Annotated in this window: 20 protein-coding genes; 6 read left to right on the top strand and 14 right to left on the bottom strand. The window is 75.0% G+C overall.

The window, feature by feature from the left end; all coding sequences use genetic code 11:
• Window positions 1–4: 4 nt before the first annotated feature.
• Window positions 5–1984 (bottom strand): protein kinase, encoded by a 1980-nt coding sequence (locus IPL61_15075; GenBank protein MBK9032610.1) that lies wholly within the window; start codon window positions 1982–1984, stop codon window positions 5–7.
• Between the two features lie 137 nt (window positions 1985–2121).
• Between IPL61_15075 and IPL61_15070 the strand changes: the two genes are divergently transcribed.
• A complete protein-coding gene (locus IPL61_15070) occupies window positions 2122–2748 on the top strand; it encodes a hypothetical protein (protein MBK9032609.1) in 627 nt (208 codons plus the stop codon).
• 1 nt (window position 2749) lies between these two features.
• Here IPL61_15070 and IPL61_15065 read toward each other — a convergent pair whose 3' ends face one another.
• On the bottom strand, window positions 2750–4069 hold the full coding sequence (locus tag IPL61_15065; GenBank protein MBK9032608.1) for a DsbA family protein: 1320 nt from the start codon (window positions 4067–4069) through the stop codon (window positions 2750–2752).
• Window positions 4066–6417, bottom strand: coding sequence for a penicillin acylase family protein (locus IPL61_15060; GenBank protein MBK9032607.1), 2352 nt, complete (start codon window positions 6415–6417; stop codon window positions 4066–4068). The genes IPL61_15065 and IPL61_15060 overlap by 4 nt, the downstream gene beginning before the upstream one ends.
• Before the next feature lie 186 nt (window positions 6418–6603).
• Here IPL61_15060 and IPL61_15055 point away from each other — a divergent pair, with 186 nt between their 5' ends.
• The 3 genes from IPL61_15055 to IPL61_15045 all read left to right on the top strand — a co-directional run bounded on the left by IPL61_15055 (window position 6604) and on the right by IPL61_15045 (window position 10676).
• On the top strand, window positions 6604–8085 hold the full coding sequence (locus IPL61_15055) for an SDR family oxidoreductase (GenBank protein ID MBK9032606.1): 1482 nt from the start codon (window positions 6604–6606) through the stop codon (window positions 8083–8085).
• A gap of 69 nt (window positions 8086–8154) precedes the next feature.
• The gene (locus IPL61_15050; protein ID MBK9032605.1) at window positions 8155–8835 is read left to right on the top strand and encodes a response regulator transcription factor; all 681 of its coding nucleotides are present in this window, start codon (window positions 8155–8157) and stop codon (window positions 8833–8835) included.
• Window positions 8832–10676, top strand: a complete 1845-nt coding sequence (locus IPL61_15045) for a HAMP domain-containing histidine kinase (protein ID MBK9032604.1) — start codon at window positions 8832–8834, stop codon at window positions 10674–10676. Before IPL61_15050 ends, IPL61_15045 begins: the two co-directional genes overlap by 4 nt.
• A gap of 21 nt (window positions 10677–10697) precedes the next feature.
• Here IPL61_15045 and trxA read toward each other — a convergent pair whose 3' ends face one another.
• Genes trxA through IPL61_15030 form a run of 3 tightly spaced genes read right to left on the bottom strand, consistent with a single transcriptional unit; the run spans window position 10698 to window position 14494 of the window.
• A complete protein-coding gene (gene trxA, locus IPL61_15040) occupies window positions 10698–11534 on the bottom strand; it encodes a thioredoxin (protein ID MBK9032603.1) in 837 nt (278 codons plus the stop codon).
• 42 nt (window positions 11535–11576) lie between these two features.
• Complete coding sequence (locus tag IPL61_15035; GenBank protein ID MBK9032602.1) at window positions 11577–12488, bottom strand: hypothetical protein; 912 nt, start codon at window positions 12486–12488, stop codon at window positions 11577–11579.
• Window positions 12485–14494 carry a protein meaA gene (locus IPL61_15030; protein ID MBK9032601.1) on the bottom strand — a complete coding sequence of 670 codons (2010 nt, stop codon included), beginning with the start codon at window positions 14492–14494 and terminating at the stop codon, window positions 12485–12487. Before IPL61_15030 ends, IPL61_15035 begins: the two co-directional genes overlap by 4 nt.
• Before the next feature lie 178 nt (window positions 14495–14672).
• Here IPL61_15030 and IPL61_15025 point away from each other — a divergent pair, with 178 nt between their 5' ends.
• Window positions 14673–15011 (top strand): 4a-hydroxytetrahydrobiopterin dehydratase, encoded by a 339-nt coding sequence (locus tag IPL61_15025; GenBank protein ID MBK9032600.1) that lies wholly within the window; start codon window positions 14673–14675, stop codon window positions 15009–15011.
• Window positions 15012–15019: 8 nt separating this feature from the next.
• Here IPL61_15025 and IPL61_15020 read toward each other — a convergent pair whose 3' ends face one another.
• The 4 genes from IPL61_15020 to IPL61_15005 form a co-directional block, all read right to left on the bottom strand.
• Window positions 15020–16126 (bottom strand): hypothetical protein, encoded by a 1107-nt coding sequence (locus IPL61_15020; protein MBK9032599.1) that lies wholly within the window; start codon window positions 16124–16126, stop codon window positions 15020–15022.
• A 49-nt stretch (window positions 16127–16175) separates the two neighbouring features.
• Window positions 16176–16523, bottom strand: a complete 348-nt coding sequence (locus tag IPL61_15015; protein MBK9032598.1) for a hypothetical protein — start codon at window positions 16521–16523, stop codon at window positions 16176–16178.
• 153 nt (window positions 16524–16676) lie between these two features.
• On the bottom strand, window positions 16677–18062 hold the full coding sequence (locus IPL61_15010) for an alpha/beta fold hydrolase (GenBank protein MBK9032597.1): 1386 nt from the start codon (window positions 18060–18062) through the stop codon (window positions 16677–16679).
• Window positions 18059–19342, bottom strand: a complete 1284-nt coding sequence (locus IPL61_15005) for an O-acetylhomoserine aminocarboxypropyltransferase/cysteine synthase (GenBank protein MBK9032596.1) — start codon at window positions 19340–19342, stop codon at window positions 18059–18061. Before IPL61_15005 ends, IPL61_15010 begins: the two co-directional genes overlap by 4 nt.
• A gap of 165 nt (window positions 19343–19507) precedes the next feature.
• On the opposite strand from IPL61_15005, the gene IPL61_15000 reads away from it, so the two are divergent.
• Window positions 19508–20032 (top strand): hypothetical protein, encoded by a 525-nt coding sequence (locus tag IPL61_15000; protein MBK9032595.1) that lies wholly within the window; start codon window positions 19508–19510, stop codon window positions 20030–20032.
• 6 nt (window positions 20033–20038) lie between these two features.
• On the opposite strand, the gene IPL61_14995 is transcribed toward IPL61_15000, so the two are convergent.
• The 4 genes from IPL61_14995 to IPL61_14980 are packed head-to-tail and all read right to left on the bottom strand — an operon-like array spanning window position 20039 to window position 23092.
• Window positions 20039–20920 (bottom strand): ABC transporter permease, encoded by an 882-nt coding sequence (locus IPL61_14995; protein ID MBK9032594.1) that lies wholly within the window; start codon window positions 20918–20920, stop codon window positions 20039–20041.
• The gene (locus tag IPL61_14990) at window positions 20842–21132 is read right to left on the bottom strand and encodes a hypothetical protein (protein ID MBK9032593.1); all 291 of its coding nucleotides are present in this window, start codon (window positions 21130–21132) and stop codon (window positions 20842–20844) included. The genes IPL61_14995 and IPL61_14990 overlap by 79 nt, the downstream gene beginning before the upstream one ends.
• The gene (locus tag IPL61_14985) at window positions 21129–22049 is read right to left on the bottom strand and encodes an ABC transporter ATP-binding protein (GenBank protein MBK9032592.1); all 921 of its coding nucleotides are present in this window, start codon (window positions 22047–22049) and stop codon (window positions 21129–21131) included. The genes IPL61_14990 and IPL61_14985 overlap by 4 nt, the downstream gene beginning before the upstream one ends.
• Before the next feature lie 8 nt (window positions 22050–22057).
• Window positions 22058–23092 carry a zinc-binding dehydrogenase gene (locus tag IPL61_14980; GenBank protein ID MBK9032591.1) on the bottom strand — a complete coding sequence of 345 codons (1035 nt, stop codon included), beginning with the start codon at window positions 23090–23092 and terminating at the stop codon, window positions 22058–22060.
• Between the last annotated feature and the right edge of the window lie 35 nt (window positions 23093–23127).

Below are 23127 nucleotides of genomic sequence, written 5' to 3'. Positions count from 1 at the left end.
CAGGTTACAGGAAGTGCTGGACCAGGAAGAAGCCGCCGACGGCCGCGCCGAGCCCGAGCACCACCACCAGCACCAGCCCGACCTGGGACTTGCGGGGCGGGCCTGGCAGGCCGGGGGCGGCGCCGGGGCCGCTCATCGCCGGCGCGGGGGTGCCGCGGGGGAGCTCGCTGTTGCTGTACGCGGCCGCGGCGTTCATGTACTCGGGCGTGCGCAGCGGGTGCTCGCCGCGCGGCGCGGTGGCCCACGCCGGGGTGCCGCTGGCCGCCGGGTCGTCGAGCGCCACGGTCCGCGCGCCAGGCGTCGCGCCAGCCTGGGCCGCGAGCCCCTGCGCCGGGTGCTGCACCGGGTACGCCTGCGGGGTGTAGCCGGGCTGCGCCGGGACGCTCGGCGGGGTGTAGACCGGCTGCGCCGGCATCGCCCGGGGCGTCGTCATCGGCGGCGGCACGGTGCTGGGGGAGATCATCGGCGGCGGCGCGGTCGCCGAGCCGTACCGCCCCGACGGCGACGACACCGGGATCGGCGCGACCGCGCCGATCATCGTCGCGTGGGCGCCCGAGGTCGGCGGCGGGTGGCTAGCCGAGCGCCCGCGCTCGAACGCGCTCTGCGGCACCGCGACCGCGCTGCTCGGCTGCGGCGGCATCGGCACCGCGACCGGGCCGCTGGCCTGGTACGGCACCGCGACCGGGCCGCTGGCGCGCGCCGGCGTCGCCACCGGGATCGACGGGTTCGACTGCCGCACCGGGACGCCCGAGCCGAACATCGCGGTCGCCTTGCGATCGTTGGCGCCGGGCGCTGGCGTCGACGCGAGCACCGCGGCGTCGTCGACGAGCAGCGTCTGGGCCGCGCCCATGCCCGGGGGCGTCGTCGGCAGGCCGACCGACTGCGGCGACGCGCGCACCGTCGGCGGGCGGCTGTCGGCCGCGGCGCGGGCCGGGCTCAGCGGGCGCTCGACGGTCACGACCACCGAGTCGCCGCTCGGATCGTGCGCTTGCGCGAGCGACACGCCCGCCGACATCGGCACCGGCGCCGGGGCGACGTTGCCCTTCTTCTGCTGGAACGCCCACGCGATCCACGCCGCGATGTCGGGCCCGGTCGCGCGCATCGACGGCACCCGCGCGACCAGCTCGAGGCCGGCGCGCATCTGCGCCGCCGACTGGAACCGGCGCCCGGCGTTCTTGGCCAGCGCCATCTGGACCCAGGCGTCGAGCTCGCGCGGCACCATCGGGTTGACCGACGACGGCGGCGGCGGATCCCAGGTGGTGACGCGCTGGAGGATCTCCATGTCGTCGCCGCCCGCGAACAGCGGCTTGGCCGTGAGCAGCTCCCACGCGACCACGCCGACCGCGAACAGATCGCAGCGGGCGTCGACCTGGCCCTGCAGCATCTCGGGCGCCATGTACGCGAACTTGCCCTTGAGCATGCCGCTCATCGTGGCCAGGGTCGCGGTCGAGCCCTTGGCGACGCCGAAGTCGACCAGCTTGGCGCAGCCGTCCTCGCCGACGATCACGTTGGCGGGCGAGATGTCGCGGTGGACCAGCCCCAGGGCCCGGCCCTGCTCGTCGCGGAAGTTGTGCGCGTAGTCGAGCGCGTCGCACATCTGGAACAGCACGTGGATCGCGATCGGCACCGGCACCGGCCCGACGGTGTTGTGGGCCTGGCGGAGGATCTCGCGCAGGTCGCGCCCGGCGATCATCTCCATCGCGATGAAGTAGACGCCGTCGACCTTCCCGAGGTCGTAGGTCTGGGCGATGTTGGTGTGGCGGAGCTGCGCCGCCAGCCGGGCCTCGCGCACGAACGACTTGACGAACTCGGGGTCGCTCGTCAGCCACGGCAGCATGCGCTTGAGCGCGACCGGGCGCTCGAAGCCCTCGATGCCGGTCTGCTTGGCGCGATGGACCGTCGCCATGCCGCCTCGTCCCAGGCACTCGAAGAGCACGTAGGAACCGAAGGTCTCCGACGGTTCATCGCGGCGCGGTTCGCGCATGCCAGGCGTAGTGTCGCACCGGACGCGCGCGGGCGGTAGGTCCGCTGGTCACCTCGGCGGGCGGTAGGTCCGCAGGCCACGGCAGGTGGTCCGACCTCGATCTTGCACCCGCCGGGCTTCGGCGCAATAGTGGTGTCATGAGGCGCTTCGCCGTGATGCTCGTGCTCCTGGCCGCCTGCCAGGACGACATCACGACCGTGTTTCCGGACGGCCTCGAGCCCCTCGAGGACAACACCGCGCCCGTGGCCCAGGCCGGCGCCGGCGTCGAGGAGCTCCTGACCAACACCGCCGAGAGCGATCCCAAGATCGTGCACGGCCGCGGGCTGGTGTTCGCGCCGCCGGGCGTGGTGTGGGCCGCGACCAAGGATCCGGAGCACCTCGCGAGCTGCGCCACCACCCGCCACAGCGCGATGGTCGGCGTCGAGCCGCAGTACGAGTACGGCTGGAAGTACCACTACGAGGTCGACGAGATCATCACCGTCGCCTGGGACGAGCTGTGGCGGTTCGGGACGATCACCGGCACCCCCGAGGCGCCGGAGCTGGCGATCATCCGCTACCAGAAGGTGTTCGGCTCGGACTTCATCTCGCTGATCGAGGGCTCGATCATGCTGAAGGCCGCGCCCGAGGGCCACACCGAGCTCGAGTTCATCGAGCACCTGTCGGCGGTGCGCGGCTCGACCGGTCAGATGCGCGACTCGATGATCCAGCGCTACCACACGCTGGTCGAGCTCAGCCACGGGCGCCCCGCGCCGGGCTGTCCCTGAGTCACGCCGGCGGCGGCGGCGCCTCGGCCAGCGCGCGCCGATGGCCGCGGATGCGCTCGGCGACGTGCGGGAGGCGATCGTTGCCCCAGGTCGCGTAGTCGCCGACCTTGAAGCTCGGCACGCCCCACAGCCCGGCGGCGTTGAGATCGGCCGCCGCGTCGGCGACCTCGGTCTGCCAGGCCTCGTCGGCCAGGGCCGCGCGCGCGTCGTCCCACGACAGCCCGGCGCGCTCGACCACCGTGCGCAGATCGACGTAGCTGGCGACGTCGAGGGCCTCGGCCCAGATGCCGCGCATCGCCGACTCGGCGAACGCCAGGCCGCGGCCGGCGGCGGTGGCGACGCGCTGGATCGCGATCGCGTTGCGGGCGCCGGCGCCGAGCGGATCGGCGATGTGCCCGAACGGGATGCCCAGGCGCGCGGCCTCGCGGTGGGCGTCGCGCGCGATGTACATCTTCTTCATGCTCGGCATCTGCGCGCCCCGCTCGACCAGCGGCAGCAGGGGGCGCAGGCGCAGGTCGACGTCGAGGTCGGCGGCCAGCGCGCCGAGCTGCGCGATCGCCAGGTACGAGTACGGCGACCGGAACGAGTACCAGACCTCGAGCACCAGCCGCCCGGCGCCGACCGCCAGCCGCTGCGGCGGGCCCGGCGACCGGGGCGTCAGCACCGGCGGCGCGGTGACGCCGGTGTCGGCGGCGAGCCGGGCCTCGAGGTAGGGCAGGCGCTCGACCCCGAGGTACCACTCGCCGCCGTAGCTGAACGACGCGCCCTGGTAGAACCCGGCGGCGCGGAGCTTGCCGTACGCGGTCGCCAGGAACGGCGCGACCGACATCTGGTCGTCGTTGCCGTGGCGGCCCATGAGCGCGGTCACCTCCTTGGGATCGCTGGTCCAGACCGCCTTGGCGACCTCGAGCGCCACCGCGAGCTGCTCGGCGTCGGGGCGGGGCCGGAGCAGGATCTGGTGGGCGCGCTTGAGGATGGCCGGCTCGGCCGGCTTCTTGCCGGGGAAGTCGAGGTCGACGCGCGCGGTCAGCTCGTGGGCGTCCTTGACGGCGTAGGCCAGGCGCAGCGCCGGCGCCGGGTCGACGTCGGCGGCCGGGCCCGACACCAGGTGAAAGCGGATTGGCATCGGGTACGCGGCCGCGAGGCGCTGGGCGGCCTGGGCCGCGAGGTAGCTGGCGGGATCGGCGAGGTCGAAGTAGAAGTCGACCGCGCGCGCGCCGCCGGTGACGCGGCGCTTGAGATCGGCGAGGCCGTGGCGGGCGGCGTCGGCGCCGAGGAAGGTGGAGATGGCGGCGCCGCGGAGGCGTGAGCGGAGGGTCATGGCTGGTCGAGCTCCTCGAGACGATAGGCGGGGTCGGCGGCGATGGCGGCGTCGGTGAGCGGGACGGCGCGCAGCTCGCCACGTCCGAACGCGGCCAGCTGATCTCGATACCACGGCGAGGCCGGATCGCTCGAGTTGCCGTAGGTCAGCAACGCCTTGACGGTGCGCGCGGTCGGGGTCAGCTCGACCGCGAGGATGAAGCTCGAGCCGAAGTTGACCGGATAGGTCACGGCCGGCTTCGAGCGGGGCAGCGCGGTGGCGTCGAACGAGTTCCACGACACCACGTTGGCGACGCCGTCGCGCTCGAGGCCGCCGGGCACGGGCGCCGCGCCCGCCGACGTCGTGGCCTGCTGCTGCGCCGCCAGCGGCGCCACGAGGTCGACGCCGTCCTTGGTCAGGCGCGCGGCGCCCGCGGCGATGGCGGCGCGCACGTCGGCGGTCGAGGTGGTGAGCCCGTCGGGCGTGAGCCGCGGCGCCTGGCGATCGAACCGCTGGGCCCACGGGATCGGCCCGCCGCTGGTCAGCGCGTCGACGACCGCGCGCCACAGCAGCGCGCCCTGGCTGTCGACGGCGAAGCGCCCGTCCCACGCGGCCAGGGTCGCGCACGGCCGCGCCAGCGGATCGACCGCCGCGCGCTTCTTCGGGGTCGGCCCGGCGGCGCAGGCGGCGGCGACCTCGTCGCGCAGGCGCCCGGCGACGAACGAGCGGTTCGACAGCATCGCGCCGATGGCCTCGTCGAGCGTGAACCGATCGTCGGCGCCGGCGGCCCCGGTCTGCAGCGTCAGCTCGGCCAGGTTGGCCAGCGTCCGCGGCGACGGCTGATCGTCGCCCCACAGCGGCGACCGGGGCGCGATCGCCTCGGGCGCGGCCAGGTTGGTGAACTGGGCGCTGTCGTTGGCGTTCATCACGTAGTCGCGGCGCAGCACCCGCGGCACCTGCGCGAACGGGATGGCGCCGGGGGCGTGGGGATCGTCCTGGGCCAGGTCGTTCAACGGATCGCTGCCGTCGACGATGACCAGCCCCTGGGCCCAGGCCGCCTCGACCGCGGGCACGAGCTTGCGGGTCAGGTTCCAGCGCGCGAGCGCGTCCGAGGTCAGGTCGGGCACGCGCGAGCCGTCGACGTAGAGCGCGTCGCCGGCGCCGTCGACGTAGACGGTGTTGACGAACGGCGTGCCGTGCAGCGCCAGCGCGGCCTCGAACTCGGCCCGCGTCTGCGCCCGCGCCATCGCCAGGTACTGATCGAGCGCGAGCGCGCCGCCGCCGGCGACGTCGCGCAGCGTGAACGCGAAGCCGCCGGGGCCGTCCCAGCCGGCGCCGGGCAGGTCGAGCATCGGGCCGACCGCGCTGTTGTACGCGGTGTGGCGCTCGACGGTGATCTCGCCGTCGTCGCCGCGCACCGCGATCGCGAGCTGGCTCGCGGTGATCGGCACCGTGGCGTCGCCGTGGCGGTAGCGCAGCGCGCTGGTCGCGGTCAGCGCCAGCCGGTAGACGACCATGTGGGTCGAGGCCGAGAACGTGTGGCTCCAGGCGTGGTGCGGCGTCGTGCCGATCTGGATGCCGGGCGTGCCGATCAGCGCCGCGCCGTAGACGTCGAGGTCGCCGGGGATCGTCAGGTGGGCCTCGTGGAACAGCAGATCGCCCTGCCACGGGAAGTGCGGGTTGCCGATCAGCACGCCGCCGCCGCTGGCGGTGCGGTCGGCCCCGAGGCCCCAGGCGTTGGAGGCCCCGGCCGGCGTCGACGGCAGCGGCGCGGCGGCGGTCGGCGCGCCGGGCTGGGCGCCGGCGATCGCGCCGGCCAGGAACCGGGTCGACGCCAGCTCCTGGAGCGACAGCAGGTAGGCCGCGACGTCGACGTCGGTGATCGGCGTCAGCCACGCGGCGCCCTGGCACGCGCGCGGCTGCTCGGCCGGGGCCGTGCGCGCCAGCGCCAGGTTGTAGCCGGCGGCGAAGCCCGCGACCATCGCCCGGGTCTCGGCCGACGTCGACGGCAAGCGCGCGCGGGCGCGGGCGAGGTAGCCGAGCTGCAGGTGGACCACGTCGCTCTGGACGTGGGCGTCGTCGGGGCCGCGGCCGAGGTAGCGGGCGCGCTCGCCCCGCACCCGCACGAACCCGTCGGCGAGCTCGCACAGGTGCGCCCGCGCCTGGGCGTAGCCCTGGCCGAAGCCGAGGCCGCCGACGTCGGCGGCGACGATGTGGGGCACGCCGTGCTCGGTCCAGCGGATCGTGGCGTGGTAGGTCGTCGGCGTCGCCGGTGAGGGCGGCGTCGGCAGCGGCGTCGCCGGCGACGAGGGCGGCGGGGACGACGACGAGCACGCCGCCGCCGCCACGAGCAAGGCCAGGATCCGCATGGACCGTATATATACGGTGTGGGTTCCGCCCGGGCGGCGGCGGTGCTAAGAGCGTCCGCCGTGTCATCCGACCCGCCCGACTCCGACGCGCCGCCCGACCTCGCCGGGCTGGTGGCCCTCCTCGAGGGCTACGCCGACGATCCGCGCCGCGTCGCCGAGCTGTCCGACGAGCTGCGCCGGCGCCTGATGGTGGCGGCCGGGCGGCTGTCGCGGCCCGATCGCTACGCCCGCAAGGCCATGCGCAAGGGCCTGACCCGCAAGGCCGAGCTGGCGGTGAAGTCGGCCGACCGCGCGATCCTCGACGGCGCCGGCATCCGCGCGCTGCGCAAGCTGCCGCTGTTCACGTCGCTGGGCAAGGTGCCCGAGCTGCCCCCGGGCGAGCTGATCGACGATCCCGACCACGCCGCCGACGACGGGCCCGACGCCGGCGCCTGGGCCGAGGCCGAGGCCCGCCGCGACGACGACGCGCCGCGCCGGGTCCACGAGGCCCGCAACTGCTACGTCTGCAAGGTCGACTTCCACGAGCTGCACCCGTTCTACGACGCGATGTGCCCGACCTGCGCCGACGAGAACTGGCGCAAGCGCAACCAGACCGTCGACCTGCGCGGCCGGGTCGCGCTGGTGACCGGCGCCCGGGTCAAGATCGGCGCCGAGATCGCGAAGAAGCTGCTGCGGGCCGGGGCCGAGACCATCATCGTCACGCGGTTCCCGGTCGACGCCGCCCGACGCCTCGCGGCCGAGCCCGACGGCGCCGACCTGGCCACGCGCGCGCACGTGTACGGCTGCGATCTGCGCCACACGCCCTCGGTCGAGGCGCTGTGCGCGCACGTGCGGGCGACGTGGTCGCGGCTCGACGTGCTGATCAACAACGCCTGCCAGACCGTGCGGCGGCCCAGCGGCTTCTACGATCACCTGCTGACCGGCGAGGCGGTCGGCCCCGATCAGGTCGGCCCGCGCGAGCGCGCGATGCTGGCGCGGTGGTGGGGCGTCGGCGAGCACGCCGCCGCGCCGATGCTCGAGTCGGGCGCGGCCCTGGCCACCAGCGACGGCGCGCCGGCCGGGCTGTGGCGCGCGGCGGTGCTGTCGCAGGTGCCGGTCCTGGCCGAGGACCTCGAGCGCGGCAGCCACCTGTTCCCGGCCGGGCACTACGACGCCGATCTGCAGCAGGTCGATCTGCGCGACACGAACTCGTGGCGCATGACCCTGGCCGACGTGCCGACCGCCGAGCTGCTCGAGGTCCAGCTGGTCAACGCGATCGCGCCGTTCGTGCTCAACGCGCGGCTCAAGCCGCTGATGATGGCGGTGCCGACCAAGGACAAGCACATCGTCAACGTGTCGGCGATGGAGGGGCAGTTCTACCGCCGGTTCAAGACCGACAAGCACCCGCACACCAACATGGCCAAGGCCGCGCTCAACATGCTGACGCGGACCTCGGCCGCGGACTACGTGCGCGACGGCATCCACATGAACGCGGTCGACACCGGCTGGGTCACCGACGAGGACCCGGTCACGATCGCCGCGATGAAGACCCAGGTCCACGGCTTCCACCCGCCGCTCGACATCGTCGACGGTGCCGCCCGGGTGCTCGATCCGGTGTTCAGCGGCCACGCCACCGGCCACCACCTCTGGGGCCGGTTCCTCAAGGACTACCGCGACACGCCGTGGTGAGCGCGGCGATCGCCGGCGGCCTTACACGGGCCTGACCTACCGGGGCGGCGGGGATGGCACACTGGGGGCGTGCGCATCCTGGTGGTCGAAGACGAGGCCAGCCTCCGCGAGGGCTTGCTCGACCTGCTCGGCGGGGACGGCCACGACGCCCTGGCGGTCGCCGACGGCCTGGCCGCGGTCGAGCGCGGGCTGGCCGAGGCCTGGGACCTGATCGTCCTCGATCTGATGCTGCCGCGGCTGTCGGGCATGGACGTGTGCCGGCGGCTGCGCGCGGCGCGGCCGGGCATGCCGATCTTGATGCTGACCGCGCGCGGCAGCGAGGACGACAAGGTCCGCGGGCTGGGCGAGGGCGCCGACGACTACGTCACCAAGCCGTTCTCGGCCCGCGAGCTCCTGGCCCGGGTCCGGGCGCTGGGCCGGCGGGCCCCGGCCGAGGTGGTCGAGCACCTCGACGTCGACGGCGCCGTCCTCGATCTCGGGCGCCTGACCGTGCGCCGCGGCGACGCGGTGGCGCCGCTGACCCCGCGCGAGGCCGGGCTGGTGCGGTGGCTGCATCGGCAGCGCGGGCGCGCGGTGTCGCGAGCCGAGATCCTCGAGCAGGTGTTCGGCCAGCGCGGCGACCTGCACACGCGCGCGGTCGACATGGCGATCGTGGTGCTGCGCAAGAAGATCGAGCGCGACCCGGCCCACCCGCGCATCGTCGTGTCGGTCAAGGGCGCCGGCTACGCCTGGGGCCTGGAGGGGCCGTGATCGGCGGCCGGACGTTCGTGGTGGCGGCGCTGATCAGCGGCGCGATCGCGATCGTCCTGATCGGCTGGTACCGCGCCGGCGTGCGCGAGGTCGACGGCCAGGTCGCGGCCTCGGTGGCCGCGGTCGAGCGCGCGGCCCAGGATCGCGAGGCCGATCTGGCCGACGCGCTGACGGCGCGGCTCGAGGAGCTGCGCGTGAGCGAGAGCGCGCGGCCGTACCTGCACTACCAGAACCTGTTCCACGACCCCGCCGGCGCCAGCGAGGGCCTGTCGGTGACGCCGTCGCCGCTGGCGACCGGGCCGGCCGATCCGCTGGTGGCGCTGCACTTCCAGATCGACGAGCGCGATCAGGTGTCGTCGCCGAGCGTCAACGACGAGGTGCCCGAGACGATCCAGGCCAAGGCGCCCGATCGCACCGCGCTCGCCGGCGTCGGCGCGGTGCGCGACGAGCTGGCGCGCTGGGCCGAGCACGGCGCGGTCCGGGTGGCGGCGCCGCCGGTGCAGGTCGCGGCGATTGCGCCGCGGCGGGCGCGCCAGGCCGCGATCGGCGCGCAGGCGCTGGGCAACGGCGACGCCGGCGACCCGAACGAGCCGGCGGTGCAGACCATCGAGCTGCCACCCGAGGCCTACGAGCAGAACCAGGTCACCAACCAGATCTTCGCGCAGAACCGCCGGGGCGGCCCGCGGGTGCAGCTGCCGAACCAGGCCGCGGACCCGATCGAGCCAGCGCCCGCGCCGGCGCGCGCGCCGGCCCCGCGCCTCCGGAAGGCGGCCGCGCCGCCGGCGCCGGTGATCATCACGGTGGCGCCGCTGACCTGGACCACGCTGACGATCGACGGCGCGCCGACCTTGGTGGCGGTGCGCCAGGTGATCACGCCCGACGGCGCGCGCACCCAGGGCCTGACCGTCACCCGCGCCACGCTGGCGGCGTGGCTCGAGGAGCGCGGGGGCGCCGGGGCGGCGCTGGTCGACCAGGGCGGCGCGCCGCTGGGCATCGCCGGCAGCCCGTGGGCGATCCGGATCGACGCGCGCGACGACCTCGCCTACGTCCGGGGCTCGGCCGCGATGCTGCGCGACGGGTTCCTGGTGAAGTTCGTGCCGGTCGCCGTGCTGGCGCTGGTGTGCGGCCTGCTGGTGGTCGGCGTCACCGCCCGCGGCGAGCGCCTCGCGCGTCAGCGGGTGCGGTTCGCGGCGGCGGCGGCCCACGAGCTGCGCACGCCCCTGGCCGGCATCCAGCTCTACGGCGACATGCTGGCCGACGAGCTCGGCGATCCGGCCAAGCACAAGGACTACGCCCACCGCATCTCGGTCGAGGCCGCGCGCCTGGGGCGCGTCGTCGGCAACGTCATGGGCGTGACCCAGCTCGAGCGCGGCTCGCTGACCGTGCGGACCGAGGCCGCCGACGCGGTCGAGGTCGTGCGCGAGGTGATCGAGCGGGCCGAGCCGGGGCTGGTCCGGGCCGGCGCGACCGTCGAGCTGGTGGCGCCGGCGTCGGTCCCGGCGCGGCTCGATCGCGACGCGGTCGCGCGGGTGCTCGGCAACCTGCTCGACAACGCCGAGAAGTACAGCCGCGGCGCCGCCGACCGCACGATCACCGTGGCGGTCGCGGTCGCCGGCGACACGGTCGAGATCGCCGTGCGCGATCGCGGCCCCGGCCTGCCGGCGGCGCTTCGGCGCGGGCGGTTCCAGGCGTTCACCCGCGCGGTCGGCGAGGACGCGCCGCCGGGGCTGGGGCTGGGCCTGGCGCTGTCGCGCGCGCTGGCGGTGGCGATGGCCGGCGAGCTGGTGCCGCGCGCGGTCAGCCCCGGCGCCGAGCTGGTGCTGCGCCTGCCGGCGGCGTGACGGCGGGGCGCGCCGGCGCGATCACAGCAGCACGCTGAGGCGGCGACGGTAGGCGTCGGCGGTGTCGCTGCGGATGCCGATCACGCGGAACACGATCAGCATGGCCTTGCGCGCGGCCTCGTCGCGCCAGCGCCGATCGTCGCCGACCAGCGCCAGCAGCTGGTCGAGGCCGTCGGTGACGTCACCCGCGCTGATCGCCGCGATCGCGTGCGCGAACCGGGCGGTCGGGGTCTCGGGCGGGTCGGCGCGCTCGGCGGCGGTGGCCTGGGCCAGCGCGACCAGCTCGGTCACCGCCTGGGCCGCGTCCCACTCGGGCGCGGCCGGGGGCACGGCCCCGCCGTGGGCCGCCGCCTCGGCCAGCGCGCCGGCCGCGAGGTCACAGCGCGCCAGCACCGCGTGCGCGGTCGCCGCGGCCGCGGCCGGCGGCGCGGCGGCCAGGGCGGCCTCGGCGTGGCGCCGGGCCTCGGTCAGATCGCCCAGGGCCAGGGCGTGGGCGGCGTCGTGGGCGTGCTCCGCGGCGGCGCTGGGCAGGTGCTCGTCGAGGAAGGCCCGGATGCGCGGCTCGGGCAGCGCGCCGACGAACTCGGCGGCGACCTCGCCGTCGACGAACAGCTTGACCGCCGGGATGCTGCTGATCTGGTAGCGCGCGGCCACCTCGGGGTTCTGCTCGGTGTCGACCTTGACCACCTCGAACCGGCCGACCTCGCTCGCGGCCAGGTCCTCGAGCACCGGCCCGAGCACGCGGCACGGCCCGCACCACGGCGCCCAGAAGTCGACCAGCACCGGCACCGCGCGCGAGCGAGCCAGGACGGTGTCGGCGAAGTCGGCGTCGGAGGCGGAGCGGACGGCGGTGGTCATGTGGTCACCGTGGGACGACCTGCGCCGACGCGCAAGGACCGCTCACCCGGCGGCGAACGCGGCCTGCGCGCGATCGAGGCCGCCGTGGTCCGCGAGGTAGGCCGCGGTCGACGGCGCCAGCGTCGCCAGCCGCCGCAGCCCGGCCTGGCCGTACTCGTCGACGACCCAGCGCTCGAACAGCCACGGCTCCTTGGCCGCGAGCCCGCCCCGGGGCCCGGCGGCGATGGCCGCGGCCAGCTCGGCGATCCCCGCGCCGGTGACCGCCGAGGTCACGATCACCGGGCGCGGGCCGGCGCCGGGCGCGGTCAGGCGCAGCGCCGAGGTCAGCGCGCTGGCGGTGGCGCCGGCGGCGACGCCGAGGTCGGCCTTGCTGACGACGAAGCCGTCGGGCACCTCCATCAGGCCGGCCTTCATGAACTGGACGCCGTCGCCGCCGTGGGGCTGGAGCACCAGCCAGGTGGTGTCCGCGATCCGGACGATCTCGATCTCGCCCTGGCCGACGCCGACGGTCTCGACGAGCACCGTCGCGAACAGCCGGGCCAGGAGCCGGCACACCTGGTGGGTGGCGCGGGCCACGCCGCCGGCGATCGCGCCCGAGGCCTGGCTGCGGAAGTACAGGCGCTCGTCGTCGGGCGCGAACCGGACGCGGGTGCGGTCGCCGAGCAGCGCGCCGCCGGTCAGCGGGCTCGACGGATCGACCGCGACCACCGCGACCCGGGGCTCGCCGCCGGCGACCAGCGCGGTGGCCAGCGCGCCGACCAGGGTCGACTTGCCGACGCCGGGCGCGCCGGTCAGGCCGACCACGCGCCCGACCGGTCGATCGGCGAGCGCCGCCAGCACCGCCGCGCGGCGGGCCCCGGCCTCGACGCGGGCGTCCTCGAACACGGTCACCAGCCGCGCGATCGCGCGCTTGTCGCCGGCGCGGGCGGCGGTGACCGCGGCGGCGTCGCTCACGCCTTGCCTTCGACCACGTCGAACATGCGCTCGATCACCTGGCCGAGATCGTAGTCGGCCGGCGTGAACACCGCGTGCACGCCCATCGACAGCAGCACGACGACGTCGGGCTTGGGGACGATGCCGCCGACGACGACCGGGATGTCGCCGCCGCCGCGGGCCCGGAGCCCGGCCATGAGCTGCGCCGTCAGCTCGAGGTGCGAGCCGCTGAGGATCGACACGCCGATCAGATCGGCGTCCTCCTCGATCGCGCTCACGGCGATGTCATCGGGCGCCAGCCGGATGCCGGCGTAGATCACGTCCCACCCGGCGTGGCGGGCCGCGACCGCGATCACCTCGGCGCCGTTGGAGTGGCCGTCGAGGCCGGGCTTGCCGACCACCAGGCGCGGGCGTCGGCCGTGGGCGGCGACGAACCCGTCGGCCCGGGCCCGCAGCGCGGCCGCGCGATCGCCGCCGAGGTCGAGCGACTGGCCGTCGATGCCGGTGACCGCGCGGTACTCGCCGAAGACCGCGCGCAGGGCGTCGGCCCACTCGCCGGTGGTGACCCGCGCCAGCGCGCACGCGATCGACGGCTCCATCAGGTTGGCGCCGTCGCGCGCGGCCGCGGTCAGCGCCGCCAGCGCCGCCGTCGCCCGCGCCGGATCGCGCTGGGCCCGGGTCGCGGCCAGCGCGCCGAGCGCGTCGTCGACCGCGGTGGCGTCGAGCGTGAACATGCCGCCGTCCTCGCCGGTGGTCAGCGGCGACGGCAGGCCGTCGGTCCAGCGGTTGAGCCCGACCACGACCTGCTGGCCGCCGCCGATCCGGACCATGCGCTCGGTCATCGATCGCACCAGCGCCTGCTTCATGTAGCCCGAGTCGACCGCGGCCTGGACCCCGCCCATCGCGACGATGCGGTCGAGCTCGGCCCGGGCGCCGTCGACGATCGCCTGGGTCTTGCCGCCCACCACCGGGTTGCCGTCGAACAGGTCGGGGTACTCGAGCAGGTCGGTCTCGTAGGCGAGGATCTGCTGCAGCCGCAGCGCCCACTGCTGGTCCCACGGCCGCGGCAGCGACAGCGCCTCGTTCCAGGCCGGCAGCTGCAGCGCCCGGCACCGGGCCTTGCGCGACAGGGTCACGCCCAGCGCCTCGATCAGGATGCGCCAGGCGTTGTTCTCGGGCTGGGCCTCGGTCAGCCCCAGCGAGTTGACCTGGACGCCGTAGCGGAACAGCCGCAGCTTGGGATCGTCGACGCCGTAGCGATCGCGCGCGAGCTCGTCCCAGAGCTCGGCGAACGCCCGCATCTTGCACATCTCCTCGACGAACCGGATGCCGCTGTTGACGAAGAACGACAGCCGGCCGACGCAGCGCGCGAACGCCGCGGCGTCGATGCGGCCCCGGGCCTTGATCCGATCGAGCAGGCCGACCGCGGTCGCGAGCGCGAACCCGACCTCCTGGACCGGCGTGGCCCCGGCCTCCTGCAGGTGGTAGCTGCACACGTTCGACGGGTTCCAGTCGGGCAGCCGGTCGACGCAGTACTCGTAGGTCTCGGCGATCAGGCGCAGCGAGTGCTCGGGCGGGAAGATGTACGTGCCGCGCGCCAGGTACTCCTTGACGATGTCGTTCTGGATCGTGCCGCGCAGCGACGCCTCGGGCACGCCGCGCTCGCGCGCCAGCGCCACGTACAGGGCCAGGAGCCACATCGCGGTGCCGTTGATCGTCATCGACGTGTTCATCCGCTCGAGCGGGATGCCGTCGAACAGCCGGTGGAGGTCGTCGAGCGAGTTGATCGGCACGCCGACCTTGCCGATCTCGGGCCGCGCGATCGGCGCGTCCGACGAGTAGCCGCACTGGGTCGGCAGATCGAACGCGATCGACAGGCCGGTCTGGCCGCGCTCGAGGCCGGCGCGGTACAGCGCGTTCGAGGCCCCCGGGCTCGAGTGGCCGGCGTAGGTGCGGAAGATCCACGGCGCGTCGCGGGTCGGCTGACCGGCGGCGTCGACGAGCTGGTATCCATCGGGCGACGACATCGCGCGTACTATACGCGGGCGCCGCCGGGGACGACCGCGGTCGTGCGTCGCGCGCGGCGGCGGCGGCGAACCGGCGTCACGGCCCATCGCGTCCGGGGCGCGCGCGCCGCTCGCGGCGAACCGGCGTGCCGGTCCGTGCCGGTGGGCCGTCGCGGCCAACCTGGGCTACGGTCGCGCCATGACCACCGCGCTCCTCGATCGCTCGGGCCGTGACGTGCCCGCCTCCGCCGGTCGGCTGATCGGCGCGCCGCTGCGCGCGCTCGCGGCCGAGCTGAGCGGGGCCTGGGCCGTCGTCGGCGACGAGCTGCGCCGCCGCTACGCCTTCGCTGGGTTCGCCGACGCGGCCGCGTTCGCCGGGGCCATCGCCGCGATCGCCGACGCCGACGATCACCACCCCGAGCTCGCGATCGGCTGGGGCCGGATCGACGTGCGGCTGTCGACCCACGACGTCGACGGCCTGTCCGAGCGCGACTTCATCGTCGCCGCCAAGCTCGATCGCGCCTACGCCGCGCGCTGACCGCGCCGCTACTCGATCGTCGAGCCGCTGACCTGGATCGGGCCCCGGCCGAGGTAGAAGATGCCGGGGAAGCCCTGGGTCTCGAAGCCGTCGGACGGGTTGCGGCGCAAGACCGAGTCCTCGATGATCAGGTGGCCGGAGGTGTCGTTCGAGACGAAGAAGATCGCGCCGCCGCCCTCGTTGGCGTGGTTGTCGGTCATCGCCACCCCGCACAGCCGCAGCGTGAACGTGTTGCCGTCGTTGTAGATGCCGGCGCCGCTGCCGCCGCCGCTGGTGCCGGCCTGCGGCGGGTTGGCGCCGGCGCCGATCGCCGAGTTGAACGCGAACAGGCTGTTGATGACCGTGTGCGAGACCCCGATGCTCGACAGGCCGCCGGCGTTCGAGCAGCTGTTGCCGTGGGTGGCGTCGCCGCCGAACGTGGTGTTGACGACGTAGACCGGCAGCGGCTCGTCGGCGCCGGCCGGCTGGTACTGCGACAGCGTGCGCACCGACGCGCCGCCGACGTCGGGGCCGCTGGGGTCGCAGTGGTTGCCGAAGAAGCGGCTGTTGACGATCTTGAAGCGGCCGCCGCGCACGAAGATGGCGCCGCCGCCGTCGGGGTCCAGCCCGGTGGCGTCGCCGTTGACGAAGGTCAGGTTCTGCACCGTGAGCTGCGGGTGGTCCTGGTTCTGGCAGTGCGAGGTGGTCCAGCGCTGGGCCTCGTCGCAGGTGTTCATGTACAGGATGCGGTGCTGGCCCTGGCCGTCGAGCGCGACCTTGCCGGCGCCGTCGATCACGATCTTCGGGCCGGTGTCGTTGAAGATCTTGGCGGTGGCGTCGAGCTTGATCGTCACCGGGTCGGGCCCGCACGCGAACGTGATCACGCCGCCGCCCGCGACCGCGGCGATGAACGCGGCGCTGGTGCAGCTGGCGGCGGTGCCGTCGCCGACCACGGTGGTCGGGGTCGAGCTGTCCTCGGGCGCGGCCTCGGCCGGGATCGCGCAGGCGCCGTCGGGGTTGCCGGCCGGGGGGCCGTCGGCCGGGTTGGCCAGCGGGTTGTCGACGTGGACCCCGTCGTCACCGCCGCAGCCGACCGACGCGATCACGACGCAGAGCGCGGCCGCACTTCGTCCCATCATGGCGCGAGCGTAACATTGGCCCGCGCCGTCGAGCGCGCGACCTGGCTCAGCGCGTGCGCTGCGCGAGGCAGTGGTTGACCGCGGGCGCCCAGTCGGGCGCCTGCTCGAGCTCGCCGGCGAAGCCCTGGGCCCGCGCCTCGACCTGGCGCAGGCGCCACGCCGCCCGCGCGGCGAGCGCGGTGCGACAGGCCTCGTCGTCGGTCGGCGGCGTCGGGTTCACCGCGACCCGCCCGCAGGCGTGGCGGGTGCCCAGGTCGCGGGCCGGGGCCGGCGCCGGCGCGCTGCGACCGAGGTGCGGGATCACCAGCGCGGCGGCGAGCGCGGTCGCGACCAGGCCAGCGATGAACGTGGGCCCGCGGCGGCGGCCCGACTGCGCGAGGATGAAGGTGCCCATGGGCGTAGGGTAGCGCGGGGATCGGGGGGGCGCCGCCGATTTCGGCGCCCGGGCGATCAGCCGGAGGCGCCGACCACGCCCGGGAACCGCCAGCGCCCGGGCGAGCAGGTCCGCCGCGCCGACCACGCCCGGGAACCGCCAGCGCCCGGGCGATCAGTCCGCCGCGCCGACCACGCCCGGGAACCGCAAGAGCCGGGGCTGCCAGCGGGTCCGGGCCGGCGCCACGTCGAGCGCGCGCCGCACGATCGCGTCGAGCTGGCCCCACTCGATCAGGAACGCGTCGTGGCCGTGCGGGCTGGTGATCACCTCGAGCCGGGCGTCGGTGCCGCGGGCCCCGAGCGCCCGCACGAGCGCCTCGCCGTGGCTGGGCAGGAACAGCTGATCGCCGTCGATCGCGACCGCGGTGGTCGCGGCGCGGACGCGATCGAGCCCCCACGACGACGGCAGCGGCGCGCGCGGGCCCTGGCCCAGGGCCGCCAGGGCGGCGGGCGGCGGCGGCACCCGCGCGGGCCAGCGCTCGTCGGGACCGGGCGCCGGCGGCGCGCGGCCGAGGTCGTGGTGGTCCATCGCGCCCAGCAGCGCCAGGTACGCGCGCGCGTCGAACCGAGCCGCCAGCTTGGCGCCCTGGTGCTCGAGGTAGGTCTGGATCCGGTAGCGCGCGCGCGACGACCACGCGGCGCTGCCCTGGCCGCGGCCCTGGGTGGCGTCGAGGCCGGGCTCGGCCCGGTAGGTCACCATCGCCAGCTGTCGGGCCAGCTCGAGGCCGCGGCGGGCGTCGGCCGGGAAGCCCGGATCGGCCAGCACCGCCTGGCGCCCGACGTGGTTCCACGCGAGCACCCACGCCGACGCCGCCGCGGTCGCGGCGATCGGCACCAGCCGCGCGAACCGGTCGGGATCGAGCGCGGCCAGCGCCAGCGCCACCATGCCGCCGAGCGAGCCGCCCAGCACCGCCTCGACCCGATCGACGCCGAGGCGATCGAGCGCGGCCAGGATGCTGCGGGCCTGATCCCAGGTCGTGATCGTCGCCGGCAGGTCGACCGCGGGCACCGCGAAGCCGCCGCGGCTCGGCGCCAGCTCGGCGACGTGGCCGTCGTCGGCCAGGCGCGGGAAGCCGCCGTCGGTCGGCCCGGAGGTGCCGTAGCACGAGCCCAGCAGGTTCACGCACACGACCCGCACCTGGCTCGGATCGAGGGCGCGGCCAGGGCCGAAAAGCGGCGCCCACCAGCCGTCGACGCCGCCGGCGCCGGCGTCGCCGGTGAGCGCGTGCACCACCAGCACCGTCGGGATCTGCGGCGCCAGCGGCGTCCGCGCCGACGGCTGCCGGCGCGCCAGCACCGCCAGGGCGCCGGTCGCGCGCGCCTCGACCTGCCAGCGGCGCGCGGCCTCGACCGGGATCGTCGTCGCCGCCAGCACCGCCGCGTCCTCGGCCGGGCCCCAGTGCCAGCCGCGCACGACGTGGTGCGCGAGCGCGGCGCCGGCCTCGAGCGCGAGCGGCGGCAGGACCAGCTCGAACCAGGTCGGGGCGCCGGCGGCGGTCACGCGCTGGCCCGGAGCGCGCGATCGAGATCGGCGGCGATGTCGTCCTTGTGCTCGAGCCCGACCGACAGCCGCACGAGGTCCTCGGTCACGCCGGTCGCGCGCTGCTCGTCGGCCGACAGCTGCTGGTGCGTGGTCGACGCCGGGTGGATGATCAGCGAGCGGGCGTCGCCGATGTTGGCGAGCAGCGAGAACAGCTTGACGCTGTTGATCAGCCTCTTGCCGGCGTCGAGGCCGCCCTTGACGCCGAACGTCACCAGGCCGCCGAAGCCGCCGCGGAAGTACCTCCGCGCCAGCGCGTGCGACGGATCGCCCTCGAGGCCCGGGTAGCGGACCCAGGCCACGCGCGGGTGCTGCTGCAGGAACTGGGCGATCGCCAGCGCGTTCTCGGAGTGGCGCTCGACCCGCAGCTTGAGCGTCTCGAGGCCGGTGATGAACGCGTGGGCGTTGAACGGCGACAGCGACGGGCCGAGGTCGCGCAGGAGCTCGACCCGGGCCTTGAGGATGAACGCCAGGTTGCCGAACGCCTCGTGCAGCTTGAGGCCGTGGTAGCCGGGGTTGGGCTCGGTGAACTCGGGGAACTTGCCGTTGGCCCAGTCGAAGTTGCCGCCGTCGACGATCGCGCCGCCGATCGCGGTGCCGTGGCCGCCGATGTACTTGGTCGCGCTGTGGACGACGATGTTGGCGCCGTGGGCGATCGGGTTGACCAGCGCCGGGGTCACCGCGGTGGCGTCGACGATCAGCGGGATGCCGGCGTCCTTGGCCACCTGCGCCAGCGCCGCGAGGTCGGGGACGTCGAGGCGCGGGTTGCCGAGCGCCTCGATGAACAGCGCCTTGGTCCTGGGGCCGATCGCCGCGCGCACCGCGGCCAGGTCGTCGATCGCGACGAAGCGGGTGGTGATGCCGAACCGCGGCAGCGTGACCTTGAACAGGTTGTAGGTGCCGCCGTAGAGCGACGCCGCGCTGACCAGCTCGTCGCCGGCCTTGAGGATCGTCGCGATCGCCAGGGTCGCGGCCGCCTGGCCCGACGCCACCGCCAGCGCCCCGACCCCGCCCTCGAGCGCGGCCAGCCGCTTCTCGAACACGTCGTTGGTGGGGTTCATGATCCGCGTGTAGATGTTCCCGAACTCCTTGAGCGCGAACAGCGCCGCGGCGTGGTCGGCGTCGCGGAACTTGTAGGAGGTCGTCTGGTAGATCGGCACCGCGCGCGAGCCGGTCGTCGGATCGGGCTCGTAGCCGGCGTGCAGGGCCAGGGTCTCGAAGCGGAGCGAATCGGCGGTCATGGGCATCTCCTCGGTGGCCGCCACCGTGCTCCGTGATAGCGGACGTGTCAACGTTATAACGGTTCCGTCTTGTGAGAAATTCAGACGCTATAGCGGTGTCGCGGGGTTGCGCGGGTCGGGCCCGAGCTGCCCGGCGGCCGACGGCGGTGCTACAGTGGCCTCGTCATGGCGCGCGCTCCGCTGGTCCTGTTCGTCCTCGCCGCTGGCGGCTGCCAGACCTTCGTGGGCATCGACGACGTCGCTGGCCACCTGCCGCACGTCGACGGCGAGTACCTGATCGGGCTCAAGCGCGTGCGCGCCGACGGCGTCACCACGGACACCATCCGGCTGCGCGGCACCGCGACGCTCGACCCCGACACCCGCACGCTGGCGCTGGCGCTGGCGCAGCTCGCCGCCGCCGACGGCGCGGTCGTGTCCGAGAACGCGATCTCCGGCCTCGAGTTCCCCGACGACGCCACCGAGGTCGACTTCCAGCTGTCGATCGAGATCCGCCCCACCGCGACCGAGCCCGCGACCGACGCCGGCGACTCGCAGGTCAACGCGACGATGCGGATGCGCCTCGAGGGCGACTACGCGCTGTGCGCGGTGCCGGTCGGCGGCGGCCTGCCGACGATCGGGTCGATCCTGGTCGAGAGCGCCACGGCGACGCCGCCCAAGGAACAGTTCAGCACCGAGTGCGACGGGCTCTAGCCGCGGTCAGCGCTCGAACCGGAACCGGGCCACGCCGAAGCCGGCGAACACCAGCGTGAACGCGAGCAGCGCGCCGATCTGCGGCAGCACGTCGCCGACCCCGGCGCCGTCGCGGACCAGCAGCGTGGTGTAGCCGTCGAGCGCCCAGCTGTGCGGCACCGCGAGGCCGATCGATCGCATGACCGGCGGCATGACCGCGCGCGGCACCATCGCGCCGCCGAGCAGGCCCATGACCAGCAGGCACACCGAGCCGATCGAGCCCATGCGCTTCTCGCTGCCGCCGATGGCCGCGATCGCCAGGCCCAGGCTGGTCGCGCACGCCACGACCGCGACGGTCAGGAGCGCCAGCGCGGCGACGCTGCCGCCGATGCGCATGCCGAACGCGACGACGCCGATCGCGAACAGGAACGCGAACTGCACCAGCCCGACGACGAAGTACGGCACCAGCTTGCCGACGAGGATCGACGCGCGCGACACCGGCGCGGCCAGGATCCGGCGCCAGGTGCCCCACTTGCGCTCCTCGAGGAACGCCATCCCGACGGTGAGCGCCAGGAAGAACCCGAACAGCACGGCGTTGCCGGGCACCGTGACCTGGAAGCCGGTGATCCCGGCCAGCTCGCGGCGGATGCCGGGCGGCGTCGTCGGCACCAGCACCGTCACGTCGGTGCCGGCCGCCGGCGGGAACACCGCGCGGGTGACGATCGCGGTGACCGCGCCGACCACCGGCAGCCGCACCTGCGGCGGCCCGGCCTGATCGATCGCCAGCTCGGCCGGGTGCCCGCCCGCGGGATCGAAGTCGGCCGGCAGGATCAGCGCGGCGTCGGCGCGCTCGTCGGCGACCGCGCGGCGCGCGGCCGCGGCGTCGACCGCGGGGGTGATCTCGAACATGCCGGTGGCCGCGACCACCGCGCGACCGCGACCGCGCGCGGCGACGCCGGATCGGCGACGACCGCGAGCCGCCGGCGCGCGTCGCCGCCGCCGCCCCCGAAGATCGAGCCGAACACCGCGATGAAGACGACCGGCAACAGGAACATCGTCACCAGCGCGCCGCGATCGCGCACCAGCAGCTGCAGGTCCTTCGTGATGGCGGCGCCGATCATTCGTCCCTCAGCGAGTGGCCGGTCAGGGTCAGGAACACGGTCTCGAGGCTGGTCGCCTGGGCCGTCACCCGCACGACCGTCGCGCCCGCGGTCTCGAGGTCGGCGAACAGCGGCGCCAGGGCCGGCGGCCGCGGCAGCCGCAGCACCGCGCCGGCGCCGGTGAGCGGGCCGTGGCGGGCCGCGAGCGCCCGGGCCGCCAGCACCGCGGCCGGGTCGCCGGCCAGCTCGAGCTCCAGCGGCGGCACGCCGCCGTGGCGCGCGACCAGCTCGGCCAGCGTGCCCTGCGCCACGATCTCGCCGTGGTCCATGATCGCGACCTGATCGCACAGCTCGGCCACCTCCTCGAGGTAGTGGCTGGTGTAGAGCACGGTCATGCCGTCGTCGCGCAGCGCGCGGATGGCGTCGAACACGTGGCGGCGGCTCTGGGGATCGACGCCGACGGTGGGCTCGTCGAGGATCACCAGCGTCGGCTTGTGCAGGATCGCCGCGGCGAGGTTGAGGCGCCGCTTCATCCCGCCCGAGAACGTGCGCACCGGCTCGCGCGCGCGCTCGGCCAGGCCGGCGACGTCGAGCGCCCACGCCAGCGCGTCGGCCAGGGCCCGGCCGTGGAGGCCGTAGAGGCGCGCGAAGAAGGTCAGGTTCTGCAGCGCGGTCAGATCCTCGTACAGCGCCAGCTCCTGCGGGCACAGCCCGAGCGCGCGCTTGGCGGCGTCGCCCTTGGCGCCGACCCGGTGGCCGGCGACCATCGCGGTGCCGCGATCGGGCGTGACCACGCCGGCGATCATCGAGATCGTCGTGGTCTTGCCGGCGCCGTTGGGCCCGAGCAGCCCGAAGATGCTCCCGCTCGGGACCTCGAGGTCGAGCGCGGCGACCGCGGTCCGCGCGCCGTAGTCCTTGCCGAGGCCGCGCACCACCACGCACGCGGTCACGGCGCCACCGTCAGCACCACCTTGCCGAACGCGGCCCGGGCCTCGAGCAGGCGGTGGCCGTCGGCGGCGGCCGCGAGCGGCATCGCGGCGTGGACGATCGGGTGCAGGCGGCCGGCGGCGACGTGGCCGAGCACGGTCAAGAGGTCGGCCTTGCTGCCCATCGTCGAGCCCAGGATCTCGATCTGGCGGAAGAACACGTGCCGGAGATCGATCTTGGGCGCGAACCCGGCGGTGGCGCCGCAGGTGACGATGCGGCCGCCGCTGCGGACCGCGCGGATCGAGCGCTCGAACACCTCGCCGCCGACGTGCTCGATGATCAGATCGACGCCGCGCTTGCCGGTGTGGGCCCGGGCCACCTCGGCGAAGTCGGCGGTCCGGTAGTTGACGACGACGTCGGCGCCGAGCCCGCGCGCGGCCGCGACCTTGTCGTCGCTGCCGACGGTGGTGATCACGTGGGCGCCGTGGAGCTTGGCGATCTGGATCGCCGCGACCCCGACGCCGGAGCCGCCGCCCTGGACCAGCACGGTCGCGCCGGGCGTGACCTGGCCCTTGCGGACCACCATCTGCCACGCGGTCAGGAACGGCAGGATCGCCGCGGCCGCCTCGATCCACGGCAGCTCGCCGGGGTAGGGCGCCAGGTTCACGCGCGGGATGACGATGGCCTCGGCGTAGCCGCCCTGGGCGTTCTCGCCGAGGATCCGGTAGTGCCGGCACAGGTTGTCGTGGCCGTCGAGGCAGGCCAGGCACAGGCCGCACGACAGCCCCGGCTGCACGACCGCGCGGGTGCCGAGCGCGACGTCGGTGACGCCGGGCCCGACCGCGTCGACGGTGCCGACGATGTCGGAGCCGAGCCGGTGCGGGTACTCGAGGTGGAAGGCCGGGCCGCCGCGCCGGACCCACAGATCGAGGTGGTTGAGCGCGACCGCGGCGATCGCGACGCGCACCTGACCGGGGCCGGGCTCGGGCATCGGCAGCTCCGCCGCCTCGAGCACCTCGGGGCCGCCGTGCTGGCGCAACACTTGGGCTCGCATCGTCGACATCGCCGCGACCATACACGCTACGGTTC

The sequence above is a fragment of the Myxococcales bacterium genome (assembly GCA_016717005.1).
In the GTDB taxonomy this organism is placed as follows: domain Bacteria; phylum Myxococcota_A; class Polyangia; order Haliangiales; family Haliangiaceae; genus UBA2376.
This window is presented reverse-complemented; position numbering and strand designations above follow the sequence as displayed.

Excerpts from the sequence above, each read along its gene's own strand:
- IPL61_15075 (MBK9032610.1), bottom strand. The coding sequence starts at position 1,984 with ATGCGCGAACCGCGCCGCGATGAACCGTCGGAGACCTTCGGTTCCTAC.
- IPL61_15070 (MBK9032609.1), top strand. The coding sequence starts at position 2,122 with ATGAGGCGCTTCGCCGTGATGCTCGTGCTCCTGGCCGCCTGCCAGGAC.
- IPL61_15065 (MBK9032608.1), bottom strand. The coding sequence starts at position 4,069 with ATGACCCTCCGCTCACGCCTCCGCGGCGCCGCCATCTCCACCTTCCTC.
- IPL61_15060 (MBK9032607.1), bottom strand. The coding sequence starts at position 6,417 with ATGCGGATCCTGGCCTTGCTCGTGGCGGCGGCGGCGTGCTCGTCGTCG.
- IPL61_15055 (MBK9032606.1), top strand. The coding sequence starts at position 6,604 with ATGGTGGCGGCCGGGCGGCTGTCGCGGCCCGATCGCTACGCCCGCAAG.
- trxA (MBK9032603.1), bottom strand. The coding sequence starts at position 11,534 with ATGACCACCGCCGTCCGCTCCGCCTCCGACGCCGACTTCGCCGACACC.
- IPL61_15030 (MBK9032601.1), bottom strand. The coding sequence starts at position 14,494 with ATGTCGTCGCCCGATGGATACCAGCTCGTCGACGCCGCCGGTCAGCCG.
- IPL61_15025 (MBK9032600.1), top strand. The coding sequence starts at position 14,673 with ATGACCACCGCGCTCCTCGATCGCTCGGGCCGTGACGTGCCCGCCTCC.
- IPL61_15020 (MBK9032599.1), bottom strand. The coding sequence starts at position 16,126 with ATGGGACGAAGTGCGGCCGCGCTCTGCGTCGTGATCGCGTCGGTCGGC.
- IPL61_15015 (MBK9032598.1), bottom strand. The coding sequence starts at position 16,523 with ATGGGCACCTTCATCCTCGCGCAGTCGGGCCGCCGCCGCGGGCCCACG.
- IPL61_15005 (MBK9032596.1), bottom strand. The coding sequence starts at position 19,342 with ATGACCGCCGATTCGCTCCGCTTCGAGACCCTGGCCCTGCACGCCGGC.
- IPL61_15000 (MBK9032595.1), top strand. The coding sequence starts at position 19,508 with ATGGCGCGCGCTCCGCTGGTCCTGTTCGTCCTCGCCGCTGGCGGCTGC.
- IPL61_14995 (MBK9032594.1), bottom strand. The coding sequence starts at position 20,920 with ATGTTCGAGATCACCCCCGCGGTCGACGCCGCGGCCGCGCGCCGCGCG.
- IPL61_14990 (MBK9032593.1), bottom strand. The coding sequence starts at position 21,132 with ATGATCGGCGCCGCCATCACGAAGGACCTGCAGCTGCTGGTGCGCGAT.
- IPL61_14980 (MBK9032591.1), bottom strand. The coding sequence starts at position 23,092 with ATGCGAGCCCAAGTGTTGCGCCAGCACGGCGGCCCCGAGGTGCTCGAG.